Raw genomic sequence first — 24,507 nt, 5'->3', positions numbered from 1 at the left:
TTTTCGCTGTTTGCTAAAAAAAAAGCAATTTGCTTGGCGTGTATGGGGTTTCACTCTCCCTACACATATTCCCCAACGTTTTTCATGTGCACATGCAACAAAGTCATCTTACTGTCTTACAATGGGAGGTAAACATGGGAGAAAGCTGTGAGCGATTTTGAGCGTTTATCCGATTTAGTTGCTTTGGCCCGCCGTGTAGCGGCTGATGAAATTATGCCGCGCTTTCAGCAGGTGGCGTCCAGCCGTAAACACGATGGCAGCCTCTTTACCGAGGCGGATATGGCATCGCAAGCTGCATTGCAGCGTGAGCTCCCTAAGATTGTAAATTGCCCAGTGCTGGGCGAAGAAATGAGCGTGGCCGAGCAAAAAGCGCTGTGGGCAGATCATGAAGATGGCCTGTGGATTGTTGATCCGATTGATGGCACAACTAATTTTGTGCATGGCTTGCCGCATTTTTCGGTGTCGATTGCCTTATTTCGCCAAGGGAGGCCTGTGCTGGGGGTGGTTTATGTGCCCGCCTTGGATGAGTGCTTTTCGGCGGCGGCAGGTTATGGGGCGTGGATGAACGGGCGCACTTTACCGCTGCGTCAGGAAGTACCCAAATCTTTATGTGAAGCCGTAGCCGCCGTGGAGCCTAAGTATTTAGGCGGGCGTTTGCCTGCGCGGGTGGTCAGTGTGGCTCCATTCAGCAGCCTGCGCAATTATGGCTCTTCCACCATAGACTGGTGCTGGCTGGCGGCTGGGCGCACCGATTTAATGCTGCATGGCTCGCAAAAGCTATGGGATTACGCGGCAGGGGTATTGATCTTGCTGGAGTCTGGCGGGCAAATTGCCAGTATTCATCATGATAATTATTGGCAGGATCATATCTGGCAAAGATCGGTGGTGGCGGCGCGTTGCCCATCCTTATTTAAGCCCTGGCTTGAATGGGTTAAGAATAATCGCTGATGAATAAAAATATTATTTTTCTGTATTGAGTATTAATGGCCTATTGCCATTTTATTTGATTAAAAGTGTGTGGTCATTAATCGCCAGAAAAAGGCGCAAGCTTTACAGCTTGCGCCTTTTTTGATTTCTCTCAAATAAAACAGTAAATGCAGTTGCTTACATCATTCGAAAATATAAAACAAATAAAATGGATAATTTCTGATGATTGGCAGGTAATTTTAGTTTTTTTTGCTTGAAAAGCATTAATATGTGCCGCTTTTTTTGAAGTCAGGGTATTTCGCTTACATGTGTGGATTTGCTAAACATTCATTACGTTTTTATGTGGCCGGCGTATAAGTGAAACACCTTATTTATTCAAATATTACCAAGCCTATATTGCAGGCTGAGTGAAAACCCGTAAAAAACAAGCCGCAGCGCACGCAAATATTAAAGCGGTATGTGAAATTTCAGGAGACGAAGATGTTTGAAGTTGGACGCAGCCTAATCGGTATCGCTGTTCTGTTAATGATTGCTTTTGCAATCTCAATGAACCGAAAAGCAATTAAACCACGCATCATTATTGCTGCACTATTAACCCAAATTTCTATTGGCGCAATTGTGCTGTTTATTCCATTGGGTAAAGATATTTTACTGAATGTGGCTAATGCAGTGAATCATGTATTGGAATACGGTAATCATGGTATCTCGTTTTTATTCGGCGGCTTAGTCGATAAAAAAATGTTTGAGGTATTTGGCAACGGCGGATTTGTGTTTGCATTCCGTGTGTTACCGATGATTATTTTTATGACATCGTTTATTTCCGTGCTTTACTACCTTGGTGTAATGCGCTGGATTGTGACCATTCTGGGTACCATCTTCCAAAAGCTGTTGGGCGTAAGCAAGCTGGAATCGTTCTCTGCTGTGACGACCATTTTCTTGGGTCAAAGCGAAATGCCTGCGGTGGTTAAGCCATTTATGAAAACCATGAGCGGCCCAGAGCTGTTTGCGGTGATGTCCAGCGGTATGGCGGCCATTGCTGGCTCGGTATTGGCGGGTTATGCAGGCCTTGGCGTGCGTATGGAATACCTGATTGCCGCTTCATTTATGGCGATTCCGGGTGGTTTGTTATTTGCCAAAATCATTTGCCCAAGCACCGAAGAGAGCACGGTAGAAATTAAAGACCTGACTTTTGATGACGAGCGTCCGGCTAATCTGATCGAAGCAGGTGCTGCAGGTGCATCGGTGGGCCTGAAGATTGCGCTGAACGTAGGTGCAATGTTGCTGGCGTTTATTGGCCTGATTGCACTGGTCAATGGTTTGGTTGCGGGTGTGGGCGGCTTGTTTGGCCATCCTGAATACAATCTTGAATTGATTCTGGGTTATGTGTTCTCGCCATTGGCTTACTTAATTGGTGTGCCTTGGGAACATGCGGCGCTGGCAGGTAACTTCCTTGGCCAGAAAATGATTCTGAATGAGTTTGTGGCCTTTGTGGGCTTGGCTCCATACCTTAAAGATGCTGCTGCTGTTTCGGCTGCAGGCTTGCAAGTACTGGATGCTAAAACACTGGCGATTCTGTCTTTTGCTTTGTGTGGCTTTGCCAACTTCTCGTCGATTGCCATTCTGGCTGGTGGTTTTGGCTCGGTAGCGCCAGAGCGCCGTTCTGAAGTAAGCCGCTATGGCTTGCGCGTGGTGGCTGCTGCAACGCTGTCTAATCTGATGAGCGCAACGATTGCTGGTTTGTTTATCAGCATGGCTTAAGTTTTAAAGCAGGCTCTGTTGATTTTTTCCCTTGTGAAATACAAGTCAACAGAGCCTAGTGGCTAGTTGGGTAGGTTGGGTTAGCTTGTTTGTCGGCCGTATTTGCCAATAAACAAGCGTAACCCAACATGCTCAGATCAAGCTTCATCTTTGAGGCGAACCGCTCAAATAATTGTTAAAGGAAAAATCATGACAACTCAAAATCAACTCTGTGCCGCAGCCCTGCGTGGTTTGCATTTAATGGATTTAACTGCGCTGAACGACAGCGATACCGTGGCTTCGATTGAAGCGCTGGCCGCATCGGCTAAAACCCCAGTGGGCAATCCTGCAGCACTTTGTGTTTACGCGCAATTTGTACCCACTGCCAAAGCAGCACTGGCGGCTCATGGTTTAAATATTCCGGTTGCTACCGTAACCAACTTCCCTAAGGGCGAGCCTACACCGGCTGAAGCTGCTGCTGAAACTGCCGCCGCCATCGCTAATGGTGCGGATGAAGTGGACGTGGTATTCCCATGGCGCGCATTGATGGCAGGGGATGAGCAAGTTGGTTTTGATGTGGTCGCGCAAAGCCGTGCTGCGGTTGGCGACAAAATTCTGAAAGTGATTATCGAAAGCGGCGAGCTAAAAACGCCTGAACTGATTCGTAAAGCCAGCGAAATCTCGATTGCAGCAGGTGCGCACTTTATTAAAACATCGACCGGTAAAGTGCCGGTTAATGCCACGCAGGAAGCGGCTGAAATCATGATTCAGGCGATTAAAGACAGCGGCAAAGCAGTTGGCTTTAAGGCTGCTGGCGGCGTGCGTACTGCGCAAGATGCGCTGGAATACTTGGCCATTGCCGATCGCATCATGGGGCCAGATTGGGCGCAAGCGGCCACATTCCGCTTTGGCGCATCTAGCCTGATGGGCAGCCTGCTGACCACCTTGGGTCACGATGCAGGTGCAACGGCTAAATCGGCGTATTGATTGCCTGATTGAATGTGGCGGGTTTTTCCCGCCCTATAGAATGTGAGTTGTTTCAAAGAGGTTGCTATGTTTTTGCCCCAGGAAATCATCCGTAAAAAGCGCAATGGCGAAGTTTTAAGTGGTGATGAGATTCGTTTTTTTGTGCGTGGGATCAGCGATCAGAGTATTTCTGAAGGGCAGATCGCAGCCCTTGCGATGGCAGTTTACTTTAAAGGTATGGAGCTGGATGAGCGTGTGGCGCTGACTTTGGCTATGCGTGATTCGGGCCAGGTTTTGGACTGGCGCAGCTTGGATTTATCCGGCCCGGTGCTGGATAAACATTCAACTGGCGGCGTGGGTGATTTGGTTTCCCTGCTGCTGGGGCCCATGATCGCGGCTTGTGGTGGCTTTGTGCCGATGATTTCAGGGCGTGGCCTAGGGCACACCGGCGGCACGCTGGATAAATTTGATGCGATTCCTGGCTACAACACTGAGCCAAGTACCGAGCTATTTCGCAAAACGGTGCGTGAAGTGGGCGTGGCCATTATCGGCCAGACCGGTGATTTAGCCCCTGCGGATAAACGTCTCTATGCGATTCGCGATGTGACCGCCACGGTGGAATCGGTTGCGATGATTACCGGCTCGATTTTGTCGAAAAAATTATCGGCAGGGCTAGATGCGCTGGTGATGGATGTCAAAGTAGGCAGTGGCGCATTTATGCCCAATCTGGCCGCATCGCGTGAGCTGGCGACCAGCATTGTTGAGGTTGGTAATGGTGCAGGCCTGCCCACCGCAGCGCTGCTTACTGATATGAACGAGCCACTTGCCCCATGTGCGGGCAATGCCATTGAAGTGCGTTGCGCGCTGGATTACTTAAGCGGCAAACATCGCCCAACGCGCTTACATCAGGTGACGATGGCGCTGTGCAGCGAAATGCTGGTGCTGGGTAAATTGGCCGCCAATGTGGCCGAGGCAGAAAGCAAACTCATGGCCGCCTTGAATAGTGGCCGTGCAGCGGAAATATTTGGCCGTATGATCGCCAGCCTTGGCGGGCCGGCTGATTTTATTGAAAAGCCAGAGCAATATCTGCCACAGGCCGCGCTACAAATTGCGGTGCCAGCGGCGCAAAATGGTTTTATTGTGGCTATAGATACCCGTGCGTTGGGCATGGCCGTAGTCAGCCTAGGTGGTGGCCGTCGTAAGCCGGGTGATGCACTCGATTACGCGGTAGGTATTACTCAAATTGCTGGCTTAGGCCAAGAAGTAAGGGCAGGCGAGCCATTGGCGGTTGTGCATGCACAAAACGCACAGGCGGCAGAGCTGGCGGTGCAAGAAATACAGGCTGCGTTTACATACGGCTTAGTTGCCGTTGCCAGCAATCCGATTATTTATTGATTTAAAAGCTTCACAGGCTTAAGGAGTATCCCATGCGTGCCATCTTCCTGATTATGGATTCACTCGGTGTAGGCGCTGCACCCGATGCAGATAAGTTTGGTGATGTAGGCTCCAATACCCTCGGCCATATTGCAGAGCGCTGCTTTAATGGCGAGGCCGATATTGATCGCAGCGGCCCGCTTAAAATCCCGAATTTAGAACAACTGGGCATGGGTTTAGCATGTGGCTTGGCCAGTGGCAAAGTGCCTGCAGGTTTATCCGCTACGATCAAACCCACTGCCGCCTATGGTGCAGCTTTTGAGATTTCGTCCGGTAAAGACACGCCATCAGGCCACTGGGAATTAGCCGGTGTGCCGGTCTTGTTTGACTGGGGCTATTTCACTAAAAAAACCGATACCTTTCCGCCAGAGCTGCTGGAAACGCTGGTTAAACGTGCTGGCCTGCCGGGTTATCTGGGCAATTGCCATGCTTCTGGCACTGATATTATTGCCAAGCTGGGTGATGAGCATCGCGCTACCGGCAAGCCGATTTTTTATACCTCGGCCGATTCGGTATTTCAGATTGCCGCACATGAAGAAAGTTTTGGTCTGGAAAAGCTTTATGAGCTGTGCCAGATCGCCCATGAAGAAATGCTGCCCTACAATATTTGCCGCGTGATTGCCCGCCCGTTTAATGGCGAAACCGCTGCCACTTACGCCCGTACCGGCAATCGGCATGATTACGCTGTTGCGCCCCCAGCTAAAACAGTGCTGGAAAAGCTGACCGATGCAGGTGGCACGGTGGTTTCTATTGGCAAAATCGCGGACATTTACGCGCATTGCGGCATTACCAAGGGCATTAAAGCCAGTGGCTTAACCGCGCTGTGGGATGCCACGCTAAAAGCCACGGAAGAAGCACCGGACAACAGTATTGTGATGACCAATTTTGTTGATTTTGACGAGAAATTTGGCCATCGCCGTGATGTAGCGGGCTACGCCCGTGGCTTGGAATTATTCGATAAGCGCCTGCCAGAAATGCTGGCTCTGCTTAAAGATGACGACATTCTGATTATCTCCGCCGATCACGGCTGTGATCCAACCTGGCCGGGCACTGAGCACACTCGTGAGCATGTGCCGGTCTTGGTTTATGGCAAGTGCGTTCCGGCAGGCAGCATTGGTATTCGCGAATCTTTCGCAGACGTTGGCCAGAGCTTGGCTAACTGGTTCAATCTTTCTTCTTTCCCTGTTGGGAAAGCTTTTCTGGAGTAAGTCATGACACGTGAAGAACTCGACGCAAAAGAATTACTCGATCAGGCCCGTATCGCCCGTACTTCGGCCTACGCACCGTATTCGCGTTTTTTGGTTGGCGCGGCGCTGATTACTAAAGACGGCCGTGTGTTTCATGGCTGCAATGTAGAAAACGCGTCTTATGGCCTGTGCAACTGTGCAGAGCGCACGGTGTTGTTTAGCGCGGTTGCCAATGGCTATAAGCCGGGTGATTTCTCTGCCATTGCCGTTGTGGGTGATACCCCAGGCCCGATCGCACCTTGTGGTGCCTGCCGTCAGGTGATGATAGAAATCGGCACGCCTGCGCTGCCGGTGATCTTGGGCAATATGAAGGAAGATATGGAAATCACCACCGCAGGCGATTTGCTGCCGGGCGCTTTCTATCTCGACCCAAACGACACACCCGCGCTTTAAGCATCCAATCTGATGCAGAACCTTAGGGTGGGTGAAACCCGCTAAATTTTGTGATGAAACAGCGGTGAGTTTCAACCGCCCTAAGATTAGATCTCAAATTTAAACTCAAACTATGAAACGTGGAATTTCTGAGAAGGCGAGGTGATACGAGGAAATGATTGGTTTTCTCCGTGGTCCTCTGTGTTCTCCGTGGTTCAAGGTTTGGGTTCGTTTTTTTTATATTGAAGGACTCTCATGTCTAAATCTGAAGTTTTCCATTTAGGTCTCGCTAAAAGCGATTTAGCCGGTGCCACTCTTGCGATTGTGCCGGGTGATCCTGCCCGTGTGCAGCGTATTGCTGAAAAAATGGGCAATGCCAAATTGCTGGCCAGCCATCGTGAATTCACCACCTACCTTGCTGAGCTGGATGGCAAGCCGGTTGTGATTTGCTCCACCGGTATCGGCGGCCCTTCTACTTCGATTGCGGTTGAAGAGCTGGCCCAGCTGGGGATCAATACCTTCCTGCGCGTGGGTACAACCGGTGCGATTCAATCACATATCAATGTGGGCGATGTGCTGGTGACAACAGGTTCGGTTCGTCTGGACGGTGCCAGCTTGCACTTCGCACCGATGAGCTTCCCTGCGGTGGCTGATTTTGACTGTACTACTGCGCTTGTGAATGCGGCTAAAAAAGCGGGTAAACCGCTGCATATCGGTGTGACTGCTTCATCAGATACTTTCTACCCGGGCCAAGAGCGTTACGATACATGCAGCGGCCGTGTAGTGGGCAGTATGCAAGGCTCGATGAAAGAATGGCAGGCGATGGGCGTTATGAATTACGAAATGGAATCCGCCACTCTGCTGACCATGTGCGCCACCCAAGGCTGGCGTGCAGGGATGGTAGCGGGTGTGATCGTAAACCGCACCCAGCAGGAAATCCCGGATGCTGAAGCCATGAAGCTGGCAGAACACACTGCAGTAGATATCGTGATTGAAGCTGCGCGTAATTTGATTTAATTGTTGCCGATCGCGGGCTGCAATCCGCGATTAAGGTATAAAAAAACGGCCATCATTGATGGCCGTTTTTTTTAAGCACTCAAAAATAGTGCATAAGCAGGATTATCGCTTTCATCCCAATGCATATAGCCCAGTTTATCCACAAAGGCTTTAAATGCATCGTTGTCTTGCTCTGGCACTTGAATGCCGACCAGAATGCGGCCGTAATCTGCACCGTGGTTGCGGTAGTGGAAGAGGCTGATATTCCACTCGCCATTCATGCCATCGAGGAAGTTAAGCAGGGCGCCGGGGCGCTCCGGGAACTCGAAACGCATCAGGCGTTCGTTACATACATTAGGCGCTTTGCCGCCGACCAAATGACGAATATGCAGCTTAGCCAGCTCATTATCGGTGAGATCGACCGCAGCGATTTTGGCCGCAGCTAAGTCGCTAATCAGATCGACTACTTCGCTGCGATTTTGAATCGATAAGCCGACAAATACATGCGCTTCGCTGGCAGTGGAATAGCGGTAGTTAAATTCGGTGATATTGCGTGCGCCGATCAGCTTACAGAAAGCGCGGAAAGAGCCGCGTTGCTCCGGAATCGTGACGGCCACAATCGCTTCGCGCTGCTCGCCCATTTCGGCTTGCTCGGCAATATAACGCAGGCGGTCGAAATTCATATTTGCGCCCGATGCCACAGCGATCAGGGTGGCGTCTTGCTTGCCCTCACGCGCCGCCCACGCTTTTAGGCCAGCAATGGCCAGCGCGCCGGCTGGCTCTAGAATCGAGCGATTGTCTTCGAATACGTCTTTAATCGCCGCGCACATGGCGTCGGTATCGACCAGAATCACATCATCTACAAAATCACGGCAGAGGCGGAAGGTTTCTTCACCGACCTGTTTCACCGCTACGCCGTCAGCAAAAATACCCACTTGCGGCAGGGTAATGCGTTCGCCCAGCTTCATGCTTAAGTACATGGCGTTGGCGTCGGTGGGTTCTACGCCAATGATTTTAATTTCTGGGCGCAGGCGTTTGATATACGCCGCCATCCCTGCCAAAAGGCCACCACCACCTACCGGAATAAAAATCGCGTCGATATGATCGGGGTACTGGCGCAAAATCTCCATTGCCACGGTGCCTTGCCCAGCAATCACATCGGGATCATCAAAGGGATGAATCAAGGTCGCGCCGGTTTGCTCGGATAAATTAAGTGCATGCTGATAGCAATCGGAGTAAGAGTCTCCCACCAAGACCGCTTCTGCGCCACGGCGGGTAACGGCGTCGACCTTGATGCGCGGAGCGGTGGTTGGCATCACAATGGTGGCACGGCATTTTAAATGCTGGGCGGCCATCGCCACGCCTTGCGCGTGATTGCCTGCTGATGCTGCAACTACGCCACGCTCCAGCTCAGCATGGCTCAGCTTCGACATTTTGTTGTAAGCACCGCGAATTTTAAACGAGAACACAGGCTGCATATCTTCGCGCTTAAACAGCACTTTATTGCCAATGCGGCGCGATAGATTGGGTGCAAATTCAAGCGGAGATTCAATGGCCACGTCGTAGACACGGGCTTTGATAATACTTTCCAGGTAATCTTTCGACATAGCATGCTACGGGTTGGTGAGAGGGAATGGATGATTCTACCGTTGAAAACAGTAAATTGGGGCTTTGAAGAAGAGACACGCTGAAAATCAGGCAGATTTACGTGGGTGCTCTATGCGGCTTAGCTGCAAAAGCCGGGGAGATGGCTGTTGTTATTCCCAAGGAGGGTTTAAATATGCTCAGCTCGCTGGCCTGTACCGGTGATGCGAGGCAAGCAGCCTAAGGATGCCTGATTCATTCCGCTTCGTTATTTGAGCAGGATCTGCGCTATACCCTTGCGAAAATCACCTTTAAATCAGCGTATTTTTTCAGCGTTTTATTCGGCATCGCGCAGCGATTGAATTTCTTTATTCATCATCAGGTTTTCAAATGCGATGCTGACATTGCGGCAAAACAGCTCAATCAGCTCTTTATCCGGGTTGGATAAAGCCACTGGCCCGTCGATGATCAGCAAATTGACTGGGCCACGCTCGGTATGGAAAAACCCCACAAAGTGATCTGCAGCGTAAATGCTCTTTTCCTCCTGCATGGCTTTTTTGATGGATTCATCAAAGCGCAGCCGCTCATTCAGCTCTAATGGCCTGCCGCAAAGCGGCTCATAGCCACCGGTGGCATACATGACTTGAATGGCCCCATCTTGTGATAGCGCCGCTATACCACCCTGCACAATGATATAAAGCGCTTCTTGTTCAAAAAAGAGCAGGGATTGCAGTTGCTCCAGCACACCCTGAGCAAATTGCTGAATAGATTGTTGTTTAAAAATGCTTGCTGAAGCTTCAATGACTTTAATTAAGCCACGGCGGTTGGCGGCGAGCATCTGGCGTTGATGCTCAAGCAGCATAATGTCTTTATACGAGCGCAAAGTACCCAGAATGGCGGTGTAAAGCTTATCGCGGGTCAGCTCGGTTTTGGCTTTGTAATCATTAATATCGTAGCTTTCAATCACCCGGCGCTCTGGTGCAACGCCGGGCTGACCGGTGCGCAAAATAATACGAATCTGATGATTGCCCAGCGTTTCACGAATGGCGTGGGCCACTTGCAAGCCGGAATCTTCCTGTTCCATCACCACATCAAGTAATACCAAGGCGATATCGTGGCGGGAGCTGAGCAGAGCCAAGCTTTCCGCCCCTGAGTAGCAGGATAAAATTTCTAAGCGTTTGCCTAAAAACTCGATATTAGCGAGTGCCAGTCTTGTGACATGATGAATATCGGGTTCATCATCAACCACCAGAATGGTCCAGCAATCATGCTGATGGCCGTTTGATTCATCGCTGCTGTCTTCATCCAGCCAATCTTCATCAGCGCTATTACTCATATTTCTCTCTACGTAAGGTCCGTATATAGTCAGTGTAGAACTTATCTGTGTGAGTGAGCATCATTTTGTAAAACTTCCATGTATTTAATCTTAGTACGTAATAAAGCCGTGAAAAGATGAAATATCTATTGATCAGGCTTTAAATTTATTCTGTGCGCCGCCATCTGCTTTATATATTTTGTTAAGGATGAATCATGAGCCAAATGACTCCGCAGGAAATCGTTCACGAGCTGGATAAGCATATTGTTGGCCAGGCTGCCGCCAAAAAATCAGTAGCGATTGCGCTGCGTAATCGTTGGCGCAGGCAGCAGGTGGCAGAACCCCTGCGCAGTGAAATTACACCTAAAAATATTTTGATGATTGGGCCAACTGGTGTGGGTAAAACTGAAATTGCCCGTCGCCTCGCCAAATTATCTGATGCACCCTTTATTAAGGTAGAAGCCACTAAATTCACCGAAGTGGGTTATGTCGGTAAAGATGTAGACAGTATTATTCGTGATCTGGTTGAGGTTGCCGTTAAGCAGGTGCGGGATAAAGCCATTAGCCGCAATCGCCATCGGGCTGCCGATGCTGCTGAAGACCGTGTTTTAGATGTGCTGCTGCCGCCAGGTGGCAACGATGAATCGGATACCCGTCAGAAATTCCGCAAAATGCTGCGTGAAGGCAAGTTTGATGATAAAGAAATTGAAATCGAAGTGGCCGCAGCCGTGCCAACGATGGAAGTGATGAGCCCGCCGGGAATGGAAGACTTCTCCAGCCAGATTCAACAAATGTTTAAAGGCGCGTTCTCAGATAAAAAGAAATCGCAAAAGCTGAAAGTGGCCGAGGCGATGAAGCTATTAACCGAGGAAGAAGCGGGCAAGCTGGTGAATGAAGAGGACGCTAAAACCGAAGCGCTGCAAGCGGTTGAGCAAAATGGCATTGTGTTTATTGATGAGATAGACAAGGTCACCAGCCGCGCCGAGGCGGGCAGCGGTGAAGTCAGCCGTCAGGGTGTGCAGCGTGATTTACTGCCGCTGGTAGAGGGCACCACGGTCACCACTAAATACGGCATGGTAAAAACCGACCATATTCTGTTTATTGCCAGCGGCGCATTCCACTTAGCTAAGCCATCCGATTTGATTCCCGAGCTGCAGGGGCGTTTCCCGATTCGGGTTGAGCTTAATTCGCTGACAGTGGGCGATTTTGCCAGCATTCTTACCGGCACCGATGCCTGCCTTGTGAAGCAATATCAAGCCTTGCTTGCCACAGAAGGCGTAGAGCTGGATTTCACCGATGCGGGCGTGAAGCGCATGGCCGAAATTGCCTGGCAGGTGAATGAAAGTACTGAGAATATCGGCGCGCGTCGTTTATACACCGTGATGGAGCGCTTGCTGGAGGAAATCTCCTTTGATGCAAAAAGCGGCAAGATTGTGGTGGATGCAGATTTTGTGAGCAGCAAATTAGGCGGTATTGCCGCTGATGAAGATTTGGCGCGCTACGTGCTTTAATTCTTAGCGCGGTGTAAGGATGAATAGTTATCCACCGTTAGCCTGCAGCAGGACCTGGCTAATACACTGAAAATAAAGGCAGAAAATCATCAGGTTTTCTGCCTTTGTTTTTTTAAAATCCACTGAATCAGGCAGGAAACAGTGGCAGGAAAGGCGTTTTACCGTTCCTCAGCTTACAAGCTTATTCCGTATAAATAGGGATGGAAAATGTCATTTTTGTGAACTAGGCTGATAGGCGACTTTCTGCTGAGCTTGATAATTCTTTATAAATGATTAAATCTTGTACTGCTGCAGGCACATTAAGTGCTGTTTTTTTGCGGCATATCAATGCGTGTATCAGGGCTTTACACACAGGCTTGGCTGTGCATATGGTCGGTTTTTTTTAATACTGTTTCTCTTCTGCTTATTGCCCGTCAAGTGTTATCTGGCTTGGGTCTTACCCTGTTTTACATCTGCTTAATAAACCAGTTTTATTGATTTAAATCCCCTTAATCAGGGGTGAATTGATATCTTACCCACAAAGTTATCCACAGCTTATTTTGCCTCCGTGTATATGAATTTATATCAGAGAGAACACCCTCTATTAGGGATATCCCCGTTTTGTATCTTGTGCAGACTTCCCTCTATTATCTTTGACGCAACGACCCTTTATTGCCTTTATCCTGCCGGTATTTTATTCAGGATGATTTGCAGGCTAAAGCCGGGTCTTGGCTATTTGCTTGTCATTTAATTGAAAAAATAAAACGATTGTTTAAAGTAAGCGAATCAGCTTATCTATTCCATTAAAAAGTCGCGATTTTCTTTCCCTCAAAGCTTCAAAATCACTTTGAAATAAGGATTTGTCAGATGCTTAAATTATTTAAACCTGCTCTTTTGGCCGCACTGGTCAGTTTGTCGTTTACAGCGGGCGCAAGCGATATGAAGTCGGTGGCTGTCACTGCGATTGTTGATCACCCTGCGCTCGATGCTGCGCGTAAAGGGGTGGAAGACGAATTAAAAGCAGCAGGTTTTGAGCCAGGCAAGCAAATTAAATATCAATTTCAAAGTGCACAGGGCAATACCGCCACTGCCGCGCAAATTGCACGCAAGTTTGTGGGCGATCAGCCTGATGTGATCGTGGCTATTGCCACACCAAGCGCACAGGCCGTGGTGGCTGCAACACGCACTATTCCGGTGGTGTTTACGGCGGTCACCGACCCGGTGGCGGCTAAGCTGGTGAAAAGCTGGAAAACAGGCAACGATAATGTAACCGGCGTATCCGATATGCTGCAGTTATCTCCCCAAATTGATTTAATCCTTAAAGTAAAACCCACGGCCAAACGTATCGGCATGGTGTATAGCCCGGGTGAAGTGAATTCCACCATTGTGGCTAAAGAATTAAAAACTGAATTGGCTAAACGCGGCATGACGCTGGTAGAAGCACCGGCAGCGCGTACGGTGGATATCTCTACTGCAGCTAAAAGCTTAGTGGGTAAGGTGGATGCGATTTACACCAATACTGACAATAACGTGGTGTCCAGCTACGAATCATTAGTGGGTGTAGCACAACAAGCGCAGATTCCTTTGATCTCGGGTGATGCCAGCCTAGTGAAACGCGGCGCAATTGCAGCCATGGGCATGAGCTATTACGACCTAGGCCGCCAGACTGGCAAGATGGTCGTGCGTATTCTGAAAGGCGAAAATGCAGGCGATATCGCACCTGAAGTGGGCGCTAAGCAAGAGCTGATGGTCAATGCCGCTGCCGCTAAAAAACAAGGCGTCACGCTGTCTGCAGCGCTGCTAAAAGAAGCTAAAGAAGTGGTGAAGTAAAAAACTGCGTCAAAACCCAAATCTTGAACCACAGATAACACAGAGTTTTACAGAGAAAATCTTGTTGGGTTTGTCTCCGTGCTCCTCCGAGTTCTCCTTTCCTCTGTGGTTTAAGGTTTGGGTTTTCAGATTTGATTGTTGCCCCCTGGAATACTTATGACTCCCATTGCCCTGATGGGTGCATTGGAAATTGGTTTGATCTTTGCGCTGGTGGCGCTTGGGGTGCTGATTTCTTTTCGCCTGCTTAATTTCCCTGATTTAACTGCCGATGGCAGCTTTCCCCTTGGTGGCGCGGTAGCGGCCACTTTAATTTCTGGTGGACACGATCCTTGGTTTGCCTGTGCCATGGCCGTGCTGGCCGGGGCAGCTTCGGGCTGGCTGACTGCTTGGCTGAATGTGCGCCTGAATATCTTGCAGCTCTTAGCCAGTATTTTGGTGATGATTGGCCTTTATTCGGTCAATTTACGCATTATGGGCGCGCCTAATCTGCCGCTGATAGGTGCACCTTCCGTGTTTAGCCCTTTTATTGGCGAGCAGCTGGAAAGTGGCTGGCTGGTGCAACCTGCGGTGCTGGCGGTGATTATTGTGCTGGCTAAGCTGGGCATGGATTTCTTTTTTGCGTCGCAAGCAGGGCTGGCGATGCGGGCCACCGGGGCCAATCCCCGTATGGCGCGGGCGCAGGGTATTGCGACCGACCGGATGATTCTGATTGGTATGGCGCTCTCTAACGCGCTGATTGCCTTTGCCGGTGCGCTCTATGTGCAAACTCAGGGCGGGGCGGATGTGTCGATGGGGGTGGGCACGATTGTGGTGGGCCTTGCTGCGGTGATTATTGGCGAAACACTTTTACCATCGCGTAATTTGTGGGTGATTACCCTAGCTACCGTGCTGGGCGCTTTGCTTTACCGCCTGCTGATTGCTCTGGCGCTAAATGCTGATTTTATTGGCCTGAAAGCGCAGGATTTAAACTTAATTACTGCCGTGCTGGTTGGCTTTGCCCTAGTGTTGCCAAAAGTAAAAGCCAAGTTTTTTCGTAAAAAGGGGAAACGGTCATGATGGAAGTCCGTGATTTATACAAGACCTTTAACCCCGGCACACCGATTGAAAATCTGGTTTTAAAGGGTTTATCGCTCACCATCGAATCTGGCCAATTTATTACCGTAATCGGCAGCAATGGCGCGGGTAAATCGACTTTTCTGAATGCGATTTCCGGCGATCTACAAATGGACAGCGGCAGCATTCATATTGATGGGCAGGATGTGACCCGGCTGTCTGCATGGCAGCGCGCTGGCATGGTGGCGCGGGTGTTTCAAGACCCGATGGCAGGTACCTGCGAAGGGCTGAGCATCGAAGAAAACATGGCGCTCGCCTGGCAGCGTGGTAAAAAGCGCGGCTTTGGCCGGGCGGTTAAAAACGAGCAGCGGGCGATTTTCCGCGACAAGCTGGCCACCTTAGAGCTGGGCCTGGAAAACCGCTTGGGCGACAGGATGGATTTACTTTCCGGCGGGCAAAGACAGGCGGTCAGCCTGTTGATGGCTTCTTTGCAGCCATCGCGTTTGCTGCTGCTGGATGAGCATACCGCGGCGCTGGATCCTAAAACTGCGGCTTTTGTTTTGCAGCTCACCGATCGTATCGTCAAAGAAAACAACTTAACCGCGCTGATGGTAACGCACTCCATGCGCCAGGCGCTGGATCACGGCCATCGCACCGTCATGCTGCATCAGGGGCAGGTGGTGCTGGATGTGGCAGGAGATAAGCGCCACACCATGGAGGTGGGCGATTTGCTGGCTATGTTTGAAAAAAACCGTGGCGAAAAAATCGACGACGATGCGCTGCTCTTAGGCTGATTGATCGTCTTTTAAAAAAGCTGGCTCCAATTTGGAGCCAGCTTTTTTTTTGTCTGTTACCTCTCTCAATCCCTCACTTTTTCTCTTGTTTACTGATTGTGCCCTTACATTAATCTTGTGCAATTTTGATTGAGCATGGCATACTTTGTTAACGATACCCATTCTCATTATCGTTTAAGAGTGATATTTATCAAAAGTGAGCTGTGAACCTGGCACTGGCCTTGTTCAAGCTTGCTTTTCCGTGCTTGCAGCTGCGGGCCGGGTGATTTTGGCGGATGGGGATCAGCTGGCGTCAGTGCCTGCCATTCAGGGCGGCTGCGGCTGGCCTTATTTAACTTTGCCTATTCCACTTTTATAAAGAGGAACTCATCTGATGAATGATCTATTCCGTGGCGAATTGCGTACACAGGCTCAATATTTGCTGTCAGGTTATCAAACAGATTCAGCGATGTTTTTTGCTAGCTCCAGGCAAACGTTGCTGGCTCAGGGCCACTATGCCACGGTTCCCGCGGCCAATAGTTTAGATGCACTTAATCAGGCTGTAGCCCTTGCACTGAAGCAGGCCAAAGCCACAGGGCATCTTGATCCGGTGGTGGTGGGGGCGATCCCTTTTGATGGTAGAAAATCGGCCTGCCTGAGCATCCCCCGCAGCGTACTGCGGGCAGGCCCTTTACCGCAAAGCCTTGCCCAGCCTAAGCCGCAGGCAGTTCCTTGCTCCATCACTCCCCTGCCAGAGCCGCAAGCTTATGCCGATGGCGTAGCGCTGGCTGTGCAGCATTTACAGAATAAAGATTTAGATAAAGTGGTGCTGGCGCGCGCATTGGATCTGGCTGCAGAGCAAGCGGTGGATATCCCCAAATTACTGGTAACGCTGGCTCAGCGTAATGCCCATGGCTATACCTTTGCCGTTAATCTTTCCGACCAGGCAGAAGTCCAGCCGCGTATTTTGATCGGGGCCAGCCCCGAGCTTTTGCTGCGTAAAAAAGGCAGCCAAGTGTTTTCTAACCCGCTGGCAGGCTCGGCCGCCCGCAGCCCCGATCCTAAAATTGATCGCGAGCGTGGCGAAGCGCTGCTTCAGTCGGCAAAAGATTTACACGAGCATGCGGTCGTGGTGAACGCCGTTGCAGACGGTTTGCGGCCATTTTGCCGCACGCTGATTGTGCCGGAGCGGCCAGTTTTAATGCATACCGAAACCATGTGGCACTTATCCACAGAAATCAGCGGCGAGCTGATTGATGAAGAAACCACATCGCTGATGCTGGCTTCAGCCCTGCATCCTACGCCCGCTGTGTGCGGCCACCCCAATCAGAATGCCCGCGATTTAATTGCACAGATCGAGCCGTTTGATCGTGGCTTTTATACCGGCATGCTGGGCTGGTGCGATGCCAATGGCGATGGTGAGTGGATTGTAACGATACGCTGCGCTGAAGTTGCGGGTAAATCGCTGCGCCTCTTTGCTGGCGCCGGTATCGTTGCCGATTCCTCACCACAAAGCGAGCTGGCAGAAACGTCGGCAAAGTTTCGCACCATGCTGAACGCCATGGGACTTGTTCATGCAGGAGCCGTGTGATGAGTAATTTTTTAGCGTATGGCTCGCCATGGTTCGAAGCATTGGGACTTGTTCATGCAGGAGCGGTGTGATGAGTGATTTTTTAGCGCATTGCACACCATGGCCAGAAGCTTTGGCCGGTGACTATCGCCGCAAGGGCTATTGGCGAGGCCAAACCTTCAGCGCCTTGCTAGAGGAGCGGGCAGAGCAATACGGCGAGCGGCTTGCGCTAGTGAGCGGGCAAACTCGCTGGAGCTACCGTGATCTGGCTGCAGAGGCGGATCGCTTAGCCAAGGGGTTTAGCGCGCTTGGCCTAGGGCCACAAGATCGGGTGGTGGTGCAACTGCCTAATTGTGCCGAGTTTTTTGCGGTGATTTTTGCCCTGTTTAGGATTGGCGCTTTGCCGATTTTTGCCCTGCCAGCACATCGCAAATTAGAAATCAGCTATTTCTGCCAGCATGCCGAAGCGGTGGCTTATATCATCGCCGATCAGCATGGTGGCTTTGATTATCGCAATCTGGCCAGCGAAGTAAAAGCCGTGTCGCCAAGTTTGCAGCATGTATTGGTGCTGGGCGATGCAGGGCCATTTACGGCCTTGCATGATTTGCCAGCTGGCCCGCTGCCCGCACCGCCTGAGGCTTCAGATGTCGCGTTTTTTCAGCTGTCAGGCGGCAGCACGGGAACACCAAAGCTGATTCCGCGTACCCACGATGATTATATTTACAGCCTGCGGGGCAGCGCAGAAATCTGCCAGCTTAGCCCGGAGAGCGTTTACCTTTGCGTATTGCCCGTTGGGCATAATTTTGCGCTCAGCTCGCCAGGCTCCCTTGGTGTTTTCTACGCGGGTGGCACGGTGGTGCTGAGCAGTAATTCCAGCCCCGATCATGTTTTCCCTCTGATTGCCGCAGAGCGTGTGTCGATCACTGCTCTGGTTCCGCCCTTGGTGCCGGTATGGCTGGATGCGGCAGCAAGCTTGCAGCCGGATTTATCCAGCCTGAAAGTGGTGCAGGTGGGGGGCGCTCGTTTTAACAGCGAAATGGCGGCCCGCCTAGTGCGTGAGCTGGGCTGCATCTTGCAGCAGGTCTTTGGCATGGCCGAGGGTCTTGTTAATTACACGCGCTATGACGATAGCGATGCGCTGGTTTTGCATACCCAAGGCAGGCCGATTTCGCCAGACGATGAAATCCGCGTGGTGGATGATGAAGATCAGCCCTTGCCCATAGGTGAAGTGGGGCATTTGCTGACGCGTGGCCCTTACACCATTCATGGCTATTACCGCGCTGCCGAACACAATGCCCGCAGCTTCACTGCCGATGGTTTTTACCGCACAGGTGATTTGGTCAGGCAAACTGCTGAGGGCTATTTGGTGGTGGAAGGCCGGGCCAAAGATCAGATTAACCGTGGCGGCGAAAAAATCTCTGCCGAAGAAATAGAGCATCTGCTGCTGGCCCATCAGGGCGTGGCTGATGTGGCGATTGTGGCCATGCCGGATGCTTTTCTGGGTGAAAAAAGCTGCGCCTTTGTGATCCGCCGCGATGCCAGCCTGAGGGCGGTGGAGCTGAATGCCTATCTGCGAAAACTAGGCATCGCCGCTTATAAAATCCCCGACCGGATCGAGTTTACCGACGCCTTTCCCAAAACTGGCGTGGGCAAAGTCAGCAAAAAAATCCTGCGGCAAATGATAGAGCAGCGCTTGCTTATGCTGTCGTAGGGCGTGTGAAACCCCATATGTGCTAACCAAAGTCAAAAAGACCTTTCTAGCGCCTTCGGCACGTTGATTTTGGAGCGGTAGCCACCGCGGGGCCTTCCTTTCTTGCTTCGCCAAGAAACGAAGCCAAGCGACAACAACAAAACACGAAAGCCCCTGTTGCGGTCCAATCGAGTCGGCGGCGGGCGGGATTGGCTGGATCCTCCTCCCAAGCGATCCCCCGTCCCGCTTGTTCCTCGCTTCGGCGTGTTTCAAGGGGGCTTTAAAGCCCTATGCAAAGAGCGTGGTGATTAGGTTTTTTCGCTGTTTGCTAATAAAAAATAATTTCCTTTGCGCGCATGGAGTGAAACCCGCGAGTGATGCTGAAAAATACGTGTATTTCACCCGCCCTGCGCATCATTACTGACCTTTAAACACTGAAAAGAATCCACATGGCCATCCCCAAAATCAGTACTTATCCCATGCCCACCGAGTTTCCTGCTAACCGTGTGAGCTGGCAGCCAGATGCAAAACGCGCTGTGCTGCTGATCCACGATATGCAGGATTACTTTGTTGATTTTTACGATAAATCTGCCGCGCCTATTCCTGAATTAATTGGTAATACAAGGCGTATTTTGGATTTGGCGGCCAAGCTAGGTATTCCCGTGGTGTATACCGCGCAAATGCCAGATCAGACCTTAGCAGAGCGCGGGCTATTGCAGGATATGTGGGGAGCGGGTCTTGTGGCTCAGCCAGCACGTAAAGGCATCGTTCAGGAGCTTACCCCGCAGCCGCAGGATACTGTGCTGCCCAAATGGCGCTATAGCGCGTTTCAGCGCTCAAATTTACTAGAAAGCATGCGCAGCCAAGGGCGTGATCAGCTGATTATTTGCGGCGTTTACGCGCATATCGGCTGCATGATGACCGCTTGCGATGCCTTTATGAATGATATTCAGGCCTTTTTTGTGGGCGATGCGCTGGCTGATTTCTCTGCCAAAGAGCATCAAATGGCGTTGGATTACGTGGCGCAGCGCTGCGGCTACACCACTTCCACCACGGCTTTAATCCAGCAATTACAAGGCGGCAGCCTGCCTGCCTCGCTGGATGAGCTGCGGAAAATCATCGCCAGCAGCTTGCAAATTCCCGCTTCTGATTTGCACGAAGATGACAATCTGATCGATTGGGGCTTGGATTCGATTCGGGTTATGAGCTTGCAAGAGAGCTGGAGAAGGGCGGGTGTAGAGCTAAGCTTTACCCAATTGGCCGAGCAGGCCACGTTGGCTGCATGGTGGGCCTTGTTGGCGAAGTCTTAATAAACAGTACTGATAAAAAAACGTCCACCTCTGCAGGTGGACGTTTTTTTATCAGAAGCGGTAATCTACCGTGACGCCTAGCGTGCGCGGTGCGCCTGCGTCTGCTTCGTGATTGCGGCTGCCTTTGCGGTAAATCACATCGCTATTGAAGAGGTTTTTAACATAGGCACGTACTGCGTAATTGCCTTTGTCGTAGCCCACTTGCAAATTAGCCAGCGTGTAATCACCTGCTTTTAGCTGCTCTGTATTGCTTAAGTCTGAATAGTATTCTCCTGTATGGCTGATATCGCCATTTAGGAAGAAGCCCATATCAAACTTTTGCTTAAAGCCAAAGCTGGCAGACACCGGTGCTGCGTAGCCTAAGCGGTTTCCTTCAACGGAAGCGCTGCGAATATTGCTTTCGGTGATTTTGGTACTGAGTAAGCCTAAAGATGCAAAGAGCTGAAGCGAGGAATTGACGCTGGCGTCGGCGCTGATTTCAATGCCATAGCTTTCTGCTTTAGGAATATTGGTAAAGTAATTATTCAGTAAAGCCTGATAGTCCTTATAGCGGTTGTAAAACAGATTGGTATTTAAGGCTAGGCGCTTATCTAGGAAGCTGGAGCGGCTGCTCAGCTCAATCGTGCTGACTTTTTCTTTACCATATTCATAAAACTTGTTGTCGTCATAGTTAATGCTGCCTGCGCCCGGGGTATAGCCTTCGCGATAGGTTAGGCCGAACGATGTTTCTGGGGTCGCTTTGTAAATGATGCCGACTTTAGGCAAAAACATGGTTTCGGAGATATCGGTTTTGATCAGCGCTTCATTATTGGTGCCTGGCCATCCTAAAACATTACGTTTTTGGCTTTCACGCTCGATACGCCCGCCCAGATTCAGATCAAAACTGCTGTTTAAGCTGATGGTGGATTCGCCAAATACGGCAAGGGTGTCTACCTTATCTGTGCCAAAGAAGCCGCTGTTATAAGGGCTGGCGTTTAAATCTTGATGGCGGTCGTAGTAGTAAAACCCGGCCAGCGCACTGACTCTGCCGCCTTGCGGATCGTAAATCAGTCGCGATTCCAGCGTGTTGCTGTTTTCATCCATTTGTAGCTGGAAGCGGTCAGCGCCGCTTTCTTTGAAAGAGGCATGGTATTTGCCACGGCTATAAAGCAGATGGCTGTTTAAGCCCTCAGATATTTTGTACTCAAGGTCTATGTTTGCCGTGGTTTTGGATGAATCCTGAGTGCGGGTATTCACTCTGGAGTTCAGCTTGGAATAGGTGCGGTCAGAATAATTAGCGCTGTTAATCCGGTTTAAGTATTCGCCTTCCTGATCGCGCTGGGATACGGTGAGCTTGGCCGAGAAATCAGGCATATTGCTGGGTGTCCAAAGCAATTTGGCGCGGACATTCTGGCGCTTGAAATCTGAGGGGTCCCAAGGCCAATCACCAGGGTATTCCACAAAACCCTTGCCTTTGATGCCTTCGGCGGCCAAGCGGAAAGCCAGTTCATCCTGCACAATCGGGCCGGAAATCATGGCTGCGCCCAGTGTTCTGCCAGCCTCGTTTTCATACCCGGCACGCACCGCGCCTTCCCAACTGGAAGTCGGATTTTTGGTGTTCACTACCACCGCGCCACCTATGGTGTTGCGGCCTTGGGTGGTGGATTGGGGCCCGCGCAAAATCTCGACCTGCTCTACATCCCACATGCCGAAATCAACATATTGCTGGCCAGACCAGGTTTCCGGCGCGCCATCCACACTGGTGCTGACACGCGGGCGTGCGCCAGAGATAAAGCTGAATACGCCTGTTGCCGGGCCAGTACCTTCCACGCCACGAATGTTTACGCCGCCTGCGCCATTGATGTTGACGTTGGGCGCGCGATTGCCTATTTCATAAATCGAAGTGACATGGCCCTTATCCAGATCAGCGCCATTTAATACAGTGATGGCGGTGGTGGTTTCCTGCATGGAGCGGTTTATTTTCTCGCCCGTTACGGTAACGGGGGCCAGATAGGCTGTGTTGGCAATCAGCTGATAGCCCGCACCACTGGCAATAGCTTGTAAGCCGGTATCGGCCAGAATGGCATTCAGCCCCTGCTGGCCGGAATAACGGCCATTGAGTGCAGGCCTTGTCCAGCCCTTAACTAAGCTTTCATCGATATTGAGCTTGATGCCAGATTGCTGAGAAAACTGTTTCAGCTGAGCGGATAAAGAGCCGGCCGGCAGCTGATAAACCTGCTCTGCTGCTGATGTATCCGCATAGGCCACGGCGCTTGCCCCGCCTAAGCCCGCAAGTGCCAGTTTGATTGCTAACAGTAATGTGTAATGCCGGGTTGGGTGTTTCATTCTTGTTTCCGTCAGAGATTGATGTGAGCGCTTGCTGGCGAAATGCCTTGGGCTTCAGGTCTTGCGGGTCATGTTGGAGCGAGGCAGTTCATTGCATATCCATTCAAATACCTTTCTTATTCATTTCAATTGCTTGCATTTTTATTGCAATAAATCAGCAGTTGTTTTCTAAATAGTGTGATTTTTAAGCGATATGTAATAAATTGCAGCTATGAAATGATAATACTTCTCATTACAATGTGCAATAATCCCTTTATGACAAGAGCAGCAAAAAGGATGAGTCGCAGCATGTTGTGCAAGCTAAATTCAGAAGCAAGCAAAGCCACAGATTTATTGAAAGCAATTGATGCTGGCAGTGAAAGCTGGTGGTTAAAGATTGCAGAGCAGGGCACACCGCTTATTGAGGAGTGCGCAGATCACAGGGTTTGGGTGACGTTTCTATGGCGCGATCCGGCAGGCGATGAATCTTGTTCAGAGCTGGCGCGGGTTTATATCGACGTTAATTCGGTTACTGATCACCACCGTGCAGACCCGCAATCGCTGGTCAGAATGGCAGGCAGCGATATCTGGTACTGGCAGGTGCAGCTGCCAGCAGACTGGCGGGGCAGCTATTGCCTGATGCCCGTGGCGGCATCCCGGCTGCCGGATTTTTCAGCGCTGGCGGCTGCTGAGCAGGCCAGCGATCAGCGCAGCTGGTGGCGCTCAATCGCTGAGGCTGCAGAGGCAGATCCTTTGAATTTGCAATCTCCCCGCGCTGGCGCATGGCGTTCTGCAATGTCGGCGCTGCATTTGCCAAAAGCGCCGCCACAGACCGCCTGGCGGTGTGCAGACGGTCAAGATAAGGGTGATTTGGCCGCTCTTAAGCTGCTGGATTGGCATAGCGCCATGCTGGCAAATCAGCGCAGGGTCTGGGTTTACCAGACAGGAGAGCCAGATGGCGATCGCGCCCTTGTGCTGCTACTGGATGGCCAGCACTGGGCTGAACGTATGCCTGTATATCCGGCGATTGACCGTGCCACTGCAGACGGGCAGCTGCCTGCTGCCGTTTATGTGCTGATCGATGCAATTGATGGCGGGCAGCGCAGTCTTGAGCTGCCTTGTAATCCTCAGTTTTGGCAAGCCGTGCAAAGCGAGCTTTTGCCGCTGATTCAGCAAATTGCGCCTTGCAGTGATCAGCCGGAGCGCACCGTGATTGCCGGGCAAAGCTATGGCGGGTTGTCGGCCATGTACGCTGCCTTGCACTGGCCGGAGCGTTTTGGCTGCGTGCTCAGCCAGTCTGGCTCTTTCTGGTGGCCTTACCACGATATTTTAAAAATGCCGCTGAATCAGCCGGCAATTCGTAAGCCGGGGAGCAGGGGGCGGCTTGCTGAAGAGTTGCCAGGCCTGGCACCGGCTGCGCGCGCATTAAAGGTATTTCAGGAAGCAGGCAGCCGTGAAGACGTGATGATTGATGTGAATGAAACCATGCGCGATGCCTTAGTACAGGCAGGCCATCAGGTGAGTTACCGCCTGTTTGAAGGCGGTCACGACTGGCTGTGCTGGCGGGGTGGCCTGCTCGACGGGCTGAGCGAGCTATTAGCAAATCAATACCCTGCTGAAGTCAGCCCATTTTAAAACCGGTTTTAAGCGGAGATTCAAAGCATGAGTAATGAGCAGGTTAATCCTTTTGATGATGAAAGCCAGGATTTTTTGGTGTTGAAAAACGTCTTGGGCCAATACAGCCTGTGGCCCAGTTTTGCTGCGGTGCCTACAGCTTGGAATAAGGTATTTGGGCCGGAAAGCCATGCCCGCTGCCTTGAATATATTGAGCTGAACTGGCTGGATATTCGCATCACCCAGTCTGTGCATTAATTTTTAGTCTGCCCGCAGCGGGTCTACTTATTAAAGG

General features: G+C 50.9%; 19 protein-coding genes. 16 read left to right on the top strand and 3 right to left on the bottom strand.

Annotated features, from left to right (window positions below; genetic code table 11):
• Positions 1-147 precede the first annotated feature (147 nt).
• From DYD62_RS16065 to udp, 7 genes are all read left to right on the top strand, one after another.
• Positions 148-948 carry an inositol monophosphatase family protein gene (locus DYD62_RS16065; RefSeq protein ID WP_115228447.1) on the top strand — a complete coding sequence of 267 codons (801 nt, stop codon included), beginning with the start codon at positions 148-150 and terminating at the stop codon, positions 946-948.
• Between the two features lie 459 nt (positions 949-1,407).
• A complete protein-coding gene (locus DYD62_RS16060) occupies positions 1,408-2,685 on the top strand; it encodes a NupC/NupG family nucleoside CNT transporter (protein WP_115228446.1) in 1,278 nt (425 codons plus the stop codon).
• Between the two features lie 189 nt (positions 2,686-2,874).
• Positions 2,875-3,651: a deoxyribose-phosphate aldolase gene (gene deoC / locus DYD62_RS16055; protein ID WP_115228445.1), complete on the top strand. Its 777-nt coding sequence runs from the start codon at positions 2,875-2,877 to the stop codon at positions 3,649-3,651.
• 66 nt (positions 3,652-3,717) lie between these two features.
• Positions 3,718-5,025, top strand: coding sequence for a thymidine phosphorylase (deoA, locus tag DYD62_RS16050; protein ID WP_115228444.1), 1,308 nt, complete (start codon positions 3,718-3,720; stop codon positions 5,023-5,025).
• Between the two features lie 32 nt (positions 5,026-5,057).
• Entirely contained in the window at positions 5,058-6,272 is a 1,215-nt protein-coding gene (locus tag DYD62_RS16045) for a phosphopentomutase (RefSeq protein ID WP_099396570.1), read from the top strand.
• A gap of 3 nt (positions 6,273-6,275) precedes the next feature.
• Complete coding sequence (locus DYD62_RS16040) at positions 6,276-6,704, top strand: cytidine deaminase (protein ID WP_115228443.1); 429 nt, start codon at positions 6,276-6,278, stop codon at positions 6,702-6,704.
• A 234-nt stretch (positions 6,705-6,938) separates the two neighbouring features.
• Positions 6,939-7,700, top strand: coding sequence for a uridine phosphorylase (gene udp, locus DYD62_RS16035; protein ID WP_115228442.1), 762 nt, complete (start codon positions 6,939-6,941; stop codon positions 7,698-7,700).
• A gap of 71 nt (positions 7,701-7,771) precedes the next feature.
• Here the strand turns inward: udp and ilvA are convergent, their stop codons facing one another.
• Together ilvA and DYD62_RS16025 are read right to left on the bottom strand one after the other, a co-directional pair.
• Positions 7,772-9,286 carry a threonine ammonia-lyase, biosynthetic gene (ilvA, locus tag DYD62_RS16030; protein ID WP_115228441.1) on the bottom strand — a complete coding sequence of 505 codons (1,515 nt, stop codon included), beginning with the start codon at positions 9,284-9,286 and terminating at the stop codon, positions 7,772-7,774.
• Positions 9,287-9,600: 314 nt separating this feature from the next.
• A complete protein-coding gene (locus tag DYD62_RS16025; RefSeq protein WP_115228440.1) occupies positions 9,601-10,599 on the bottom strand; it encodes a DUF3369 domain-containing protein in 999 nt (332 codons plus the stop codon).
• Positions 10,600-10,793: 194 nt separating this feature from the next.
• On the opposite strand from DYD62_RS16025, the gene hslU reads away from it, so the two are divergent.
• The 7 genes from hslU to DYD62_RS15990 all read left to right on the top strand — a co-directional run bounded on the left by hslU (position 10,794) and on the right by DYD62_RS15990 (position 20,294).
• Positions 10,794-12,089: an ATP-dependent protease ATPase subunit HslU gene (gene hslU, locus DYD62_RS16020; protein ID WP_172476519.1), complete on the top strand. Its 1,296-nt coding sequence runs from the start codon at positions 10,794-10,796 to the stop codon at positions 12,087-12,089.
• An 846-nt stretch (positions 12,090-12,935) separates the two neighbouring features.
• Positions 12,936-13,898 carry an ABC transporter substrate-binding protein gene (locus DYD62_RS16015; RefSeq protein ID WP_115228439.1) on the top strand — a complete coding sequence of 321 codons (963 nt, stop codon included), beginning with the start codon at positions 12,936-12,938 and terminating at the stop codon, positions 13,896-13,898.
• A 156-nt stretch (positions 13,899-14,054) separates the two neighbouring features.
• Complete coding sequence (locus DYD62_RS16010; protein WP_115228438.1) at positions 14,055-14,954, top strand: ABC transporter permease; 900 nt, start codon at positions 14,055-14,057, stop codon at positions 14,952-14,954.
• Positions 14,951-15,745: an ABC transporter ATP-binding protein gene (locus DYD62_RS16005; protein ID WP_099396562.1), complete on the top strand. Its 795-nt coding sequence runs from the start codon at positions 14,951-14,953 to the stop codon at positions 15,743-15,745. Before DYD62_RS16010 ends, DYD62_RS16005 begins: the two co-directional genes overlap by 4 nt.
• 373 nt (positions 15,746-16,118) lie before the next feature.
• Positions 16,119-17,315 (top strand): isochorismate synthase DhbC, encoded by a 1,197-nt coding sequence (gene dhbC, locus DYD62_RS16000; protein ID WP_115228437.1) that lies wholly within the window; start codon positions 16,119-16,121, stop codon positions 17,313-17,315.
• Positions 17,316-17,385: 70 nt separating this feature from the next.
• Positions 17,386-19,005, top strand: coding sequence for a (2,3-dihydroxybenzoyl)adenylate synthase (locus DYD62_RS15995; RefSeq protein ID WP_115228436.1), 1,620 nt, complete (start codon positions 17,386-17,388; stop codon positions 19,003-19,005).
• Between the two features lie 428 nt (positions 19,006-19,433).
• Positions 19,434-20,294, top strand: coding sequence for an isochorismatase family protein (locus tag DYD62_RS15990; protein WP_115228435.1), 861 nt, complete (start codon positions 19,434-19,436; stop codon positions 20,292-20,294).
• A 51-nt stretch (positions 20,295-20,345) separates the two neighbouring features.
• Here DYD62_RS15990 and DYD62_RS15985 read toward each other — a convergent pair whose 3' ends face one another.
• Complete coding sequence (locus DYD62_RS15985; RefSeq protein WP_115228434.1) at positions 20,346-22,619, bottom strand: TonB-dependent receptor; 2,274 nt, start codon at positions 22,617-22,619, stop codon at positions 20,346-20,348.
• Between the two features lie 288 nt (positions 22,620-22,907).
• Here DYD62_RS15985 and fes point away from each other — a divergent pair, with 288 nt between their 5' ends.
• Together fes and DYD62_RS15975 are read left to right on the top strand one after the other, a co-directional pair.
• Entirely contained in the window at positions 22,908-24,233 is a 1,326-nt protein-coding gene (gene fes, locus DYD62_RS15980) for an enterochelin esterase (RefSeq protein ID WP_115228433.1), read from the top strand.
• A gap of 27 nt (positions 24,234-24,260) precedes the next feature.
• Positions 24,261-24,470 (top strand): MbtH family protein, encoded by a 210-nt coding sequence (locus tag DYD62_RS15975; RefSeq protein ID WP_115228432.1) that lies wholly within the window; start codon positions 24,261-24,263, stop codon positions 24,468-24,470.
• Positions 24,471-24,507: the final 37 nt, after the last annotated feature.

This window comes from Iodobacter fluviatilis (assembly GCF_900451195.1).
GTDB classification, from domain to species: domain Bacteria; phylum Pseudomonadota; class Gammaproteobacteria; order Burkholderiales; family Chitinibacteraceae; genus Iodobacter; species Iodobacter fluviatilis.
This window is presented reverse-complemented; position numbering and strand designations above follow the sequence as displayed.

What these genes read in the sequence shown, in the direction of transcription:
- DYD62_RS16060 (WP_115228446.1), top strand. Translation starts at nt 1,408, where the DNA reads ATGTTTGAAGTTGGACGCAGCCTAATCGGTATCGCTGTTCTGTTAATG.
- deoC (WP_115228445.1), top strand. Translation starts at nt 2,875, where the DNA reads ATGACAACTCAAAATCAACTCTGTGCCGCAGCCCTGCGTGGTTTGCAT.
- deoA (WP_115228444.1), top strand. Translation starts at nt 3,718, where the DNA reads ATGTTTTTGCCCCAGGAAATCATCCGTAAAAAGCGCAATGGCGAAGTT.
- DYD62_RS16045 (WP_099396570.1), top strand. Translation starts at nt 5,058, where the DNA reads ATGCGTGCCATCTTCCTGATTATGGATTCACTCGGTGTAGGCGCTGCA.
- DYD62_RS16040 (WP_115228443.1), top strand. Translation starts at nt 6,276, where the DNA reads ATGACACGTGAAGAACTCGACGCAAAAGAATTACTCGATCAGGCCCGT.
- udp (WP_115228442.1), top strand. Translation starts at nt 6,939, where the DNA reads ATGTCTAAATCTGAAGTTTTCCATTTAGGTCTCGCTAAAAGCGATTTA.
- ilvA (WP_115228441.1), bottom strand. Translation starts at nt 9,286, where the DNA reads ATGTCGAAAGATTACCTGGAAAGTATTATCAAAGCCCGTGTCTACGAC.
- DYD62_RS16025 (WP_115228440.1), bottom strand. Translation starts at nt 10,599, where the DNA reads ATGAGTAATAGCGCTGATGAAGATTGGCTGGATGAAGACAGCAGCGAT.
- hslU (WP_172476519.1), top strand. Translation starts at nt 10,794, where the DNA reads ATGAGCCAAATGACTCCGCAGGAAATCGTTCACGAGCTGGATAAGCAT.
- DYD62_RS16015 (WP_115228439.1), top strand. Translation starts at nt 12,936, where the DNA reads ATGCTTAAATTATTTAAACCTGCTCTTTTGGCCGCACTGGTCAGTTTG.
- DYD62_RS16010 (WP_115228438.1), top strand. Translation starts at nt 14,055, where the DNA reads ATGACTCCCATTGCCCTGATGGGTGCATTGGAAATTGGTTTGATCTTT.
- DYD62_RS16005 (WP_099396562.1), top strand. Translation starts at nt 14,951, where the DNA reads ATGATGGAAGTCCGTGATTTATACAAGACCTTTAACCCCGGCACACCG.
- dhbC (WP_115228437.1), top strand. Translation starts at nt 16,119, where the DNA reads ATGAATGATCTATTCCGTGGCGAATTGCGTACACAGGCTCAATATTTG.
- DYD62_RS15995 (WP_115228436.1), top strand. Translation starts at nt 17,386, where the DNA reads ATGAGTGATTTTTTAGCGCATTGCACACCATGGCCAGAAGCTTTGGCC.
- DYD62_RS15990 (WP_115228435.1), top strand. Translation starts at nt 19,434, where the DNA reads ATGGCCATCCCCAAAATCAGTACTTATCCCATGCCCACCGAGTTTCCT.
- DYD62_RS15985 (WP_115228434.1), bottom strand. Translation starts at nt 22,619, where the DNA reads ATGAAACACCCAACCCGGCATTACACATTACTGTTAGCAATCAAACTG.
- fes (WP_115228433.1), top strand. Translation starts at nt 22,908, where the DNA reads ATGTTGTGCAAGCTAAATTCAGAAGCAAGCAAAGCCACAGATTTATTG.
- DYD62_RS15975 (WP_115228432.1), top strand. Translation starts at nt 24,261, where the DNA reads ATGAGTAATGAGCAGGTTAATCCTTTTGATGATGAAAGCCAGGATTTT.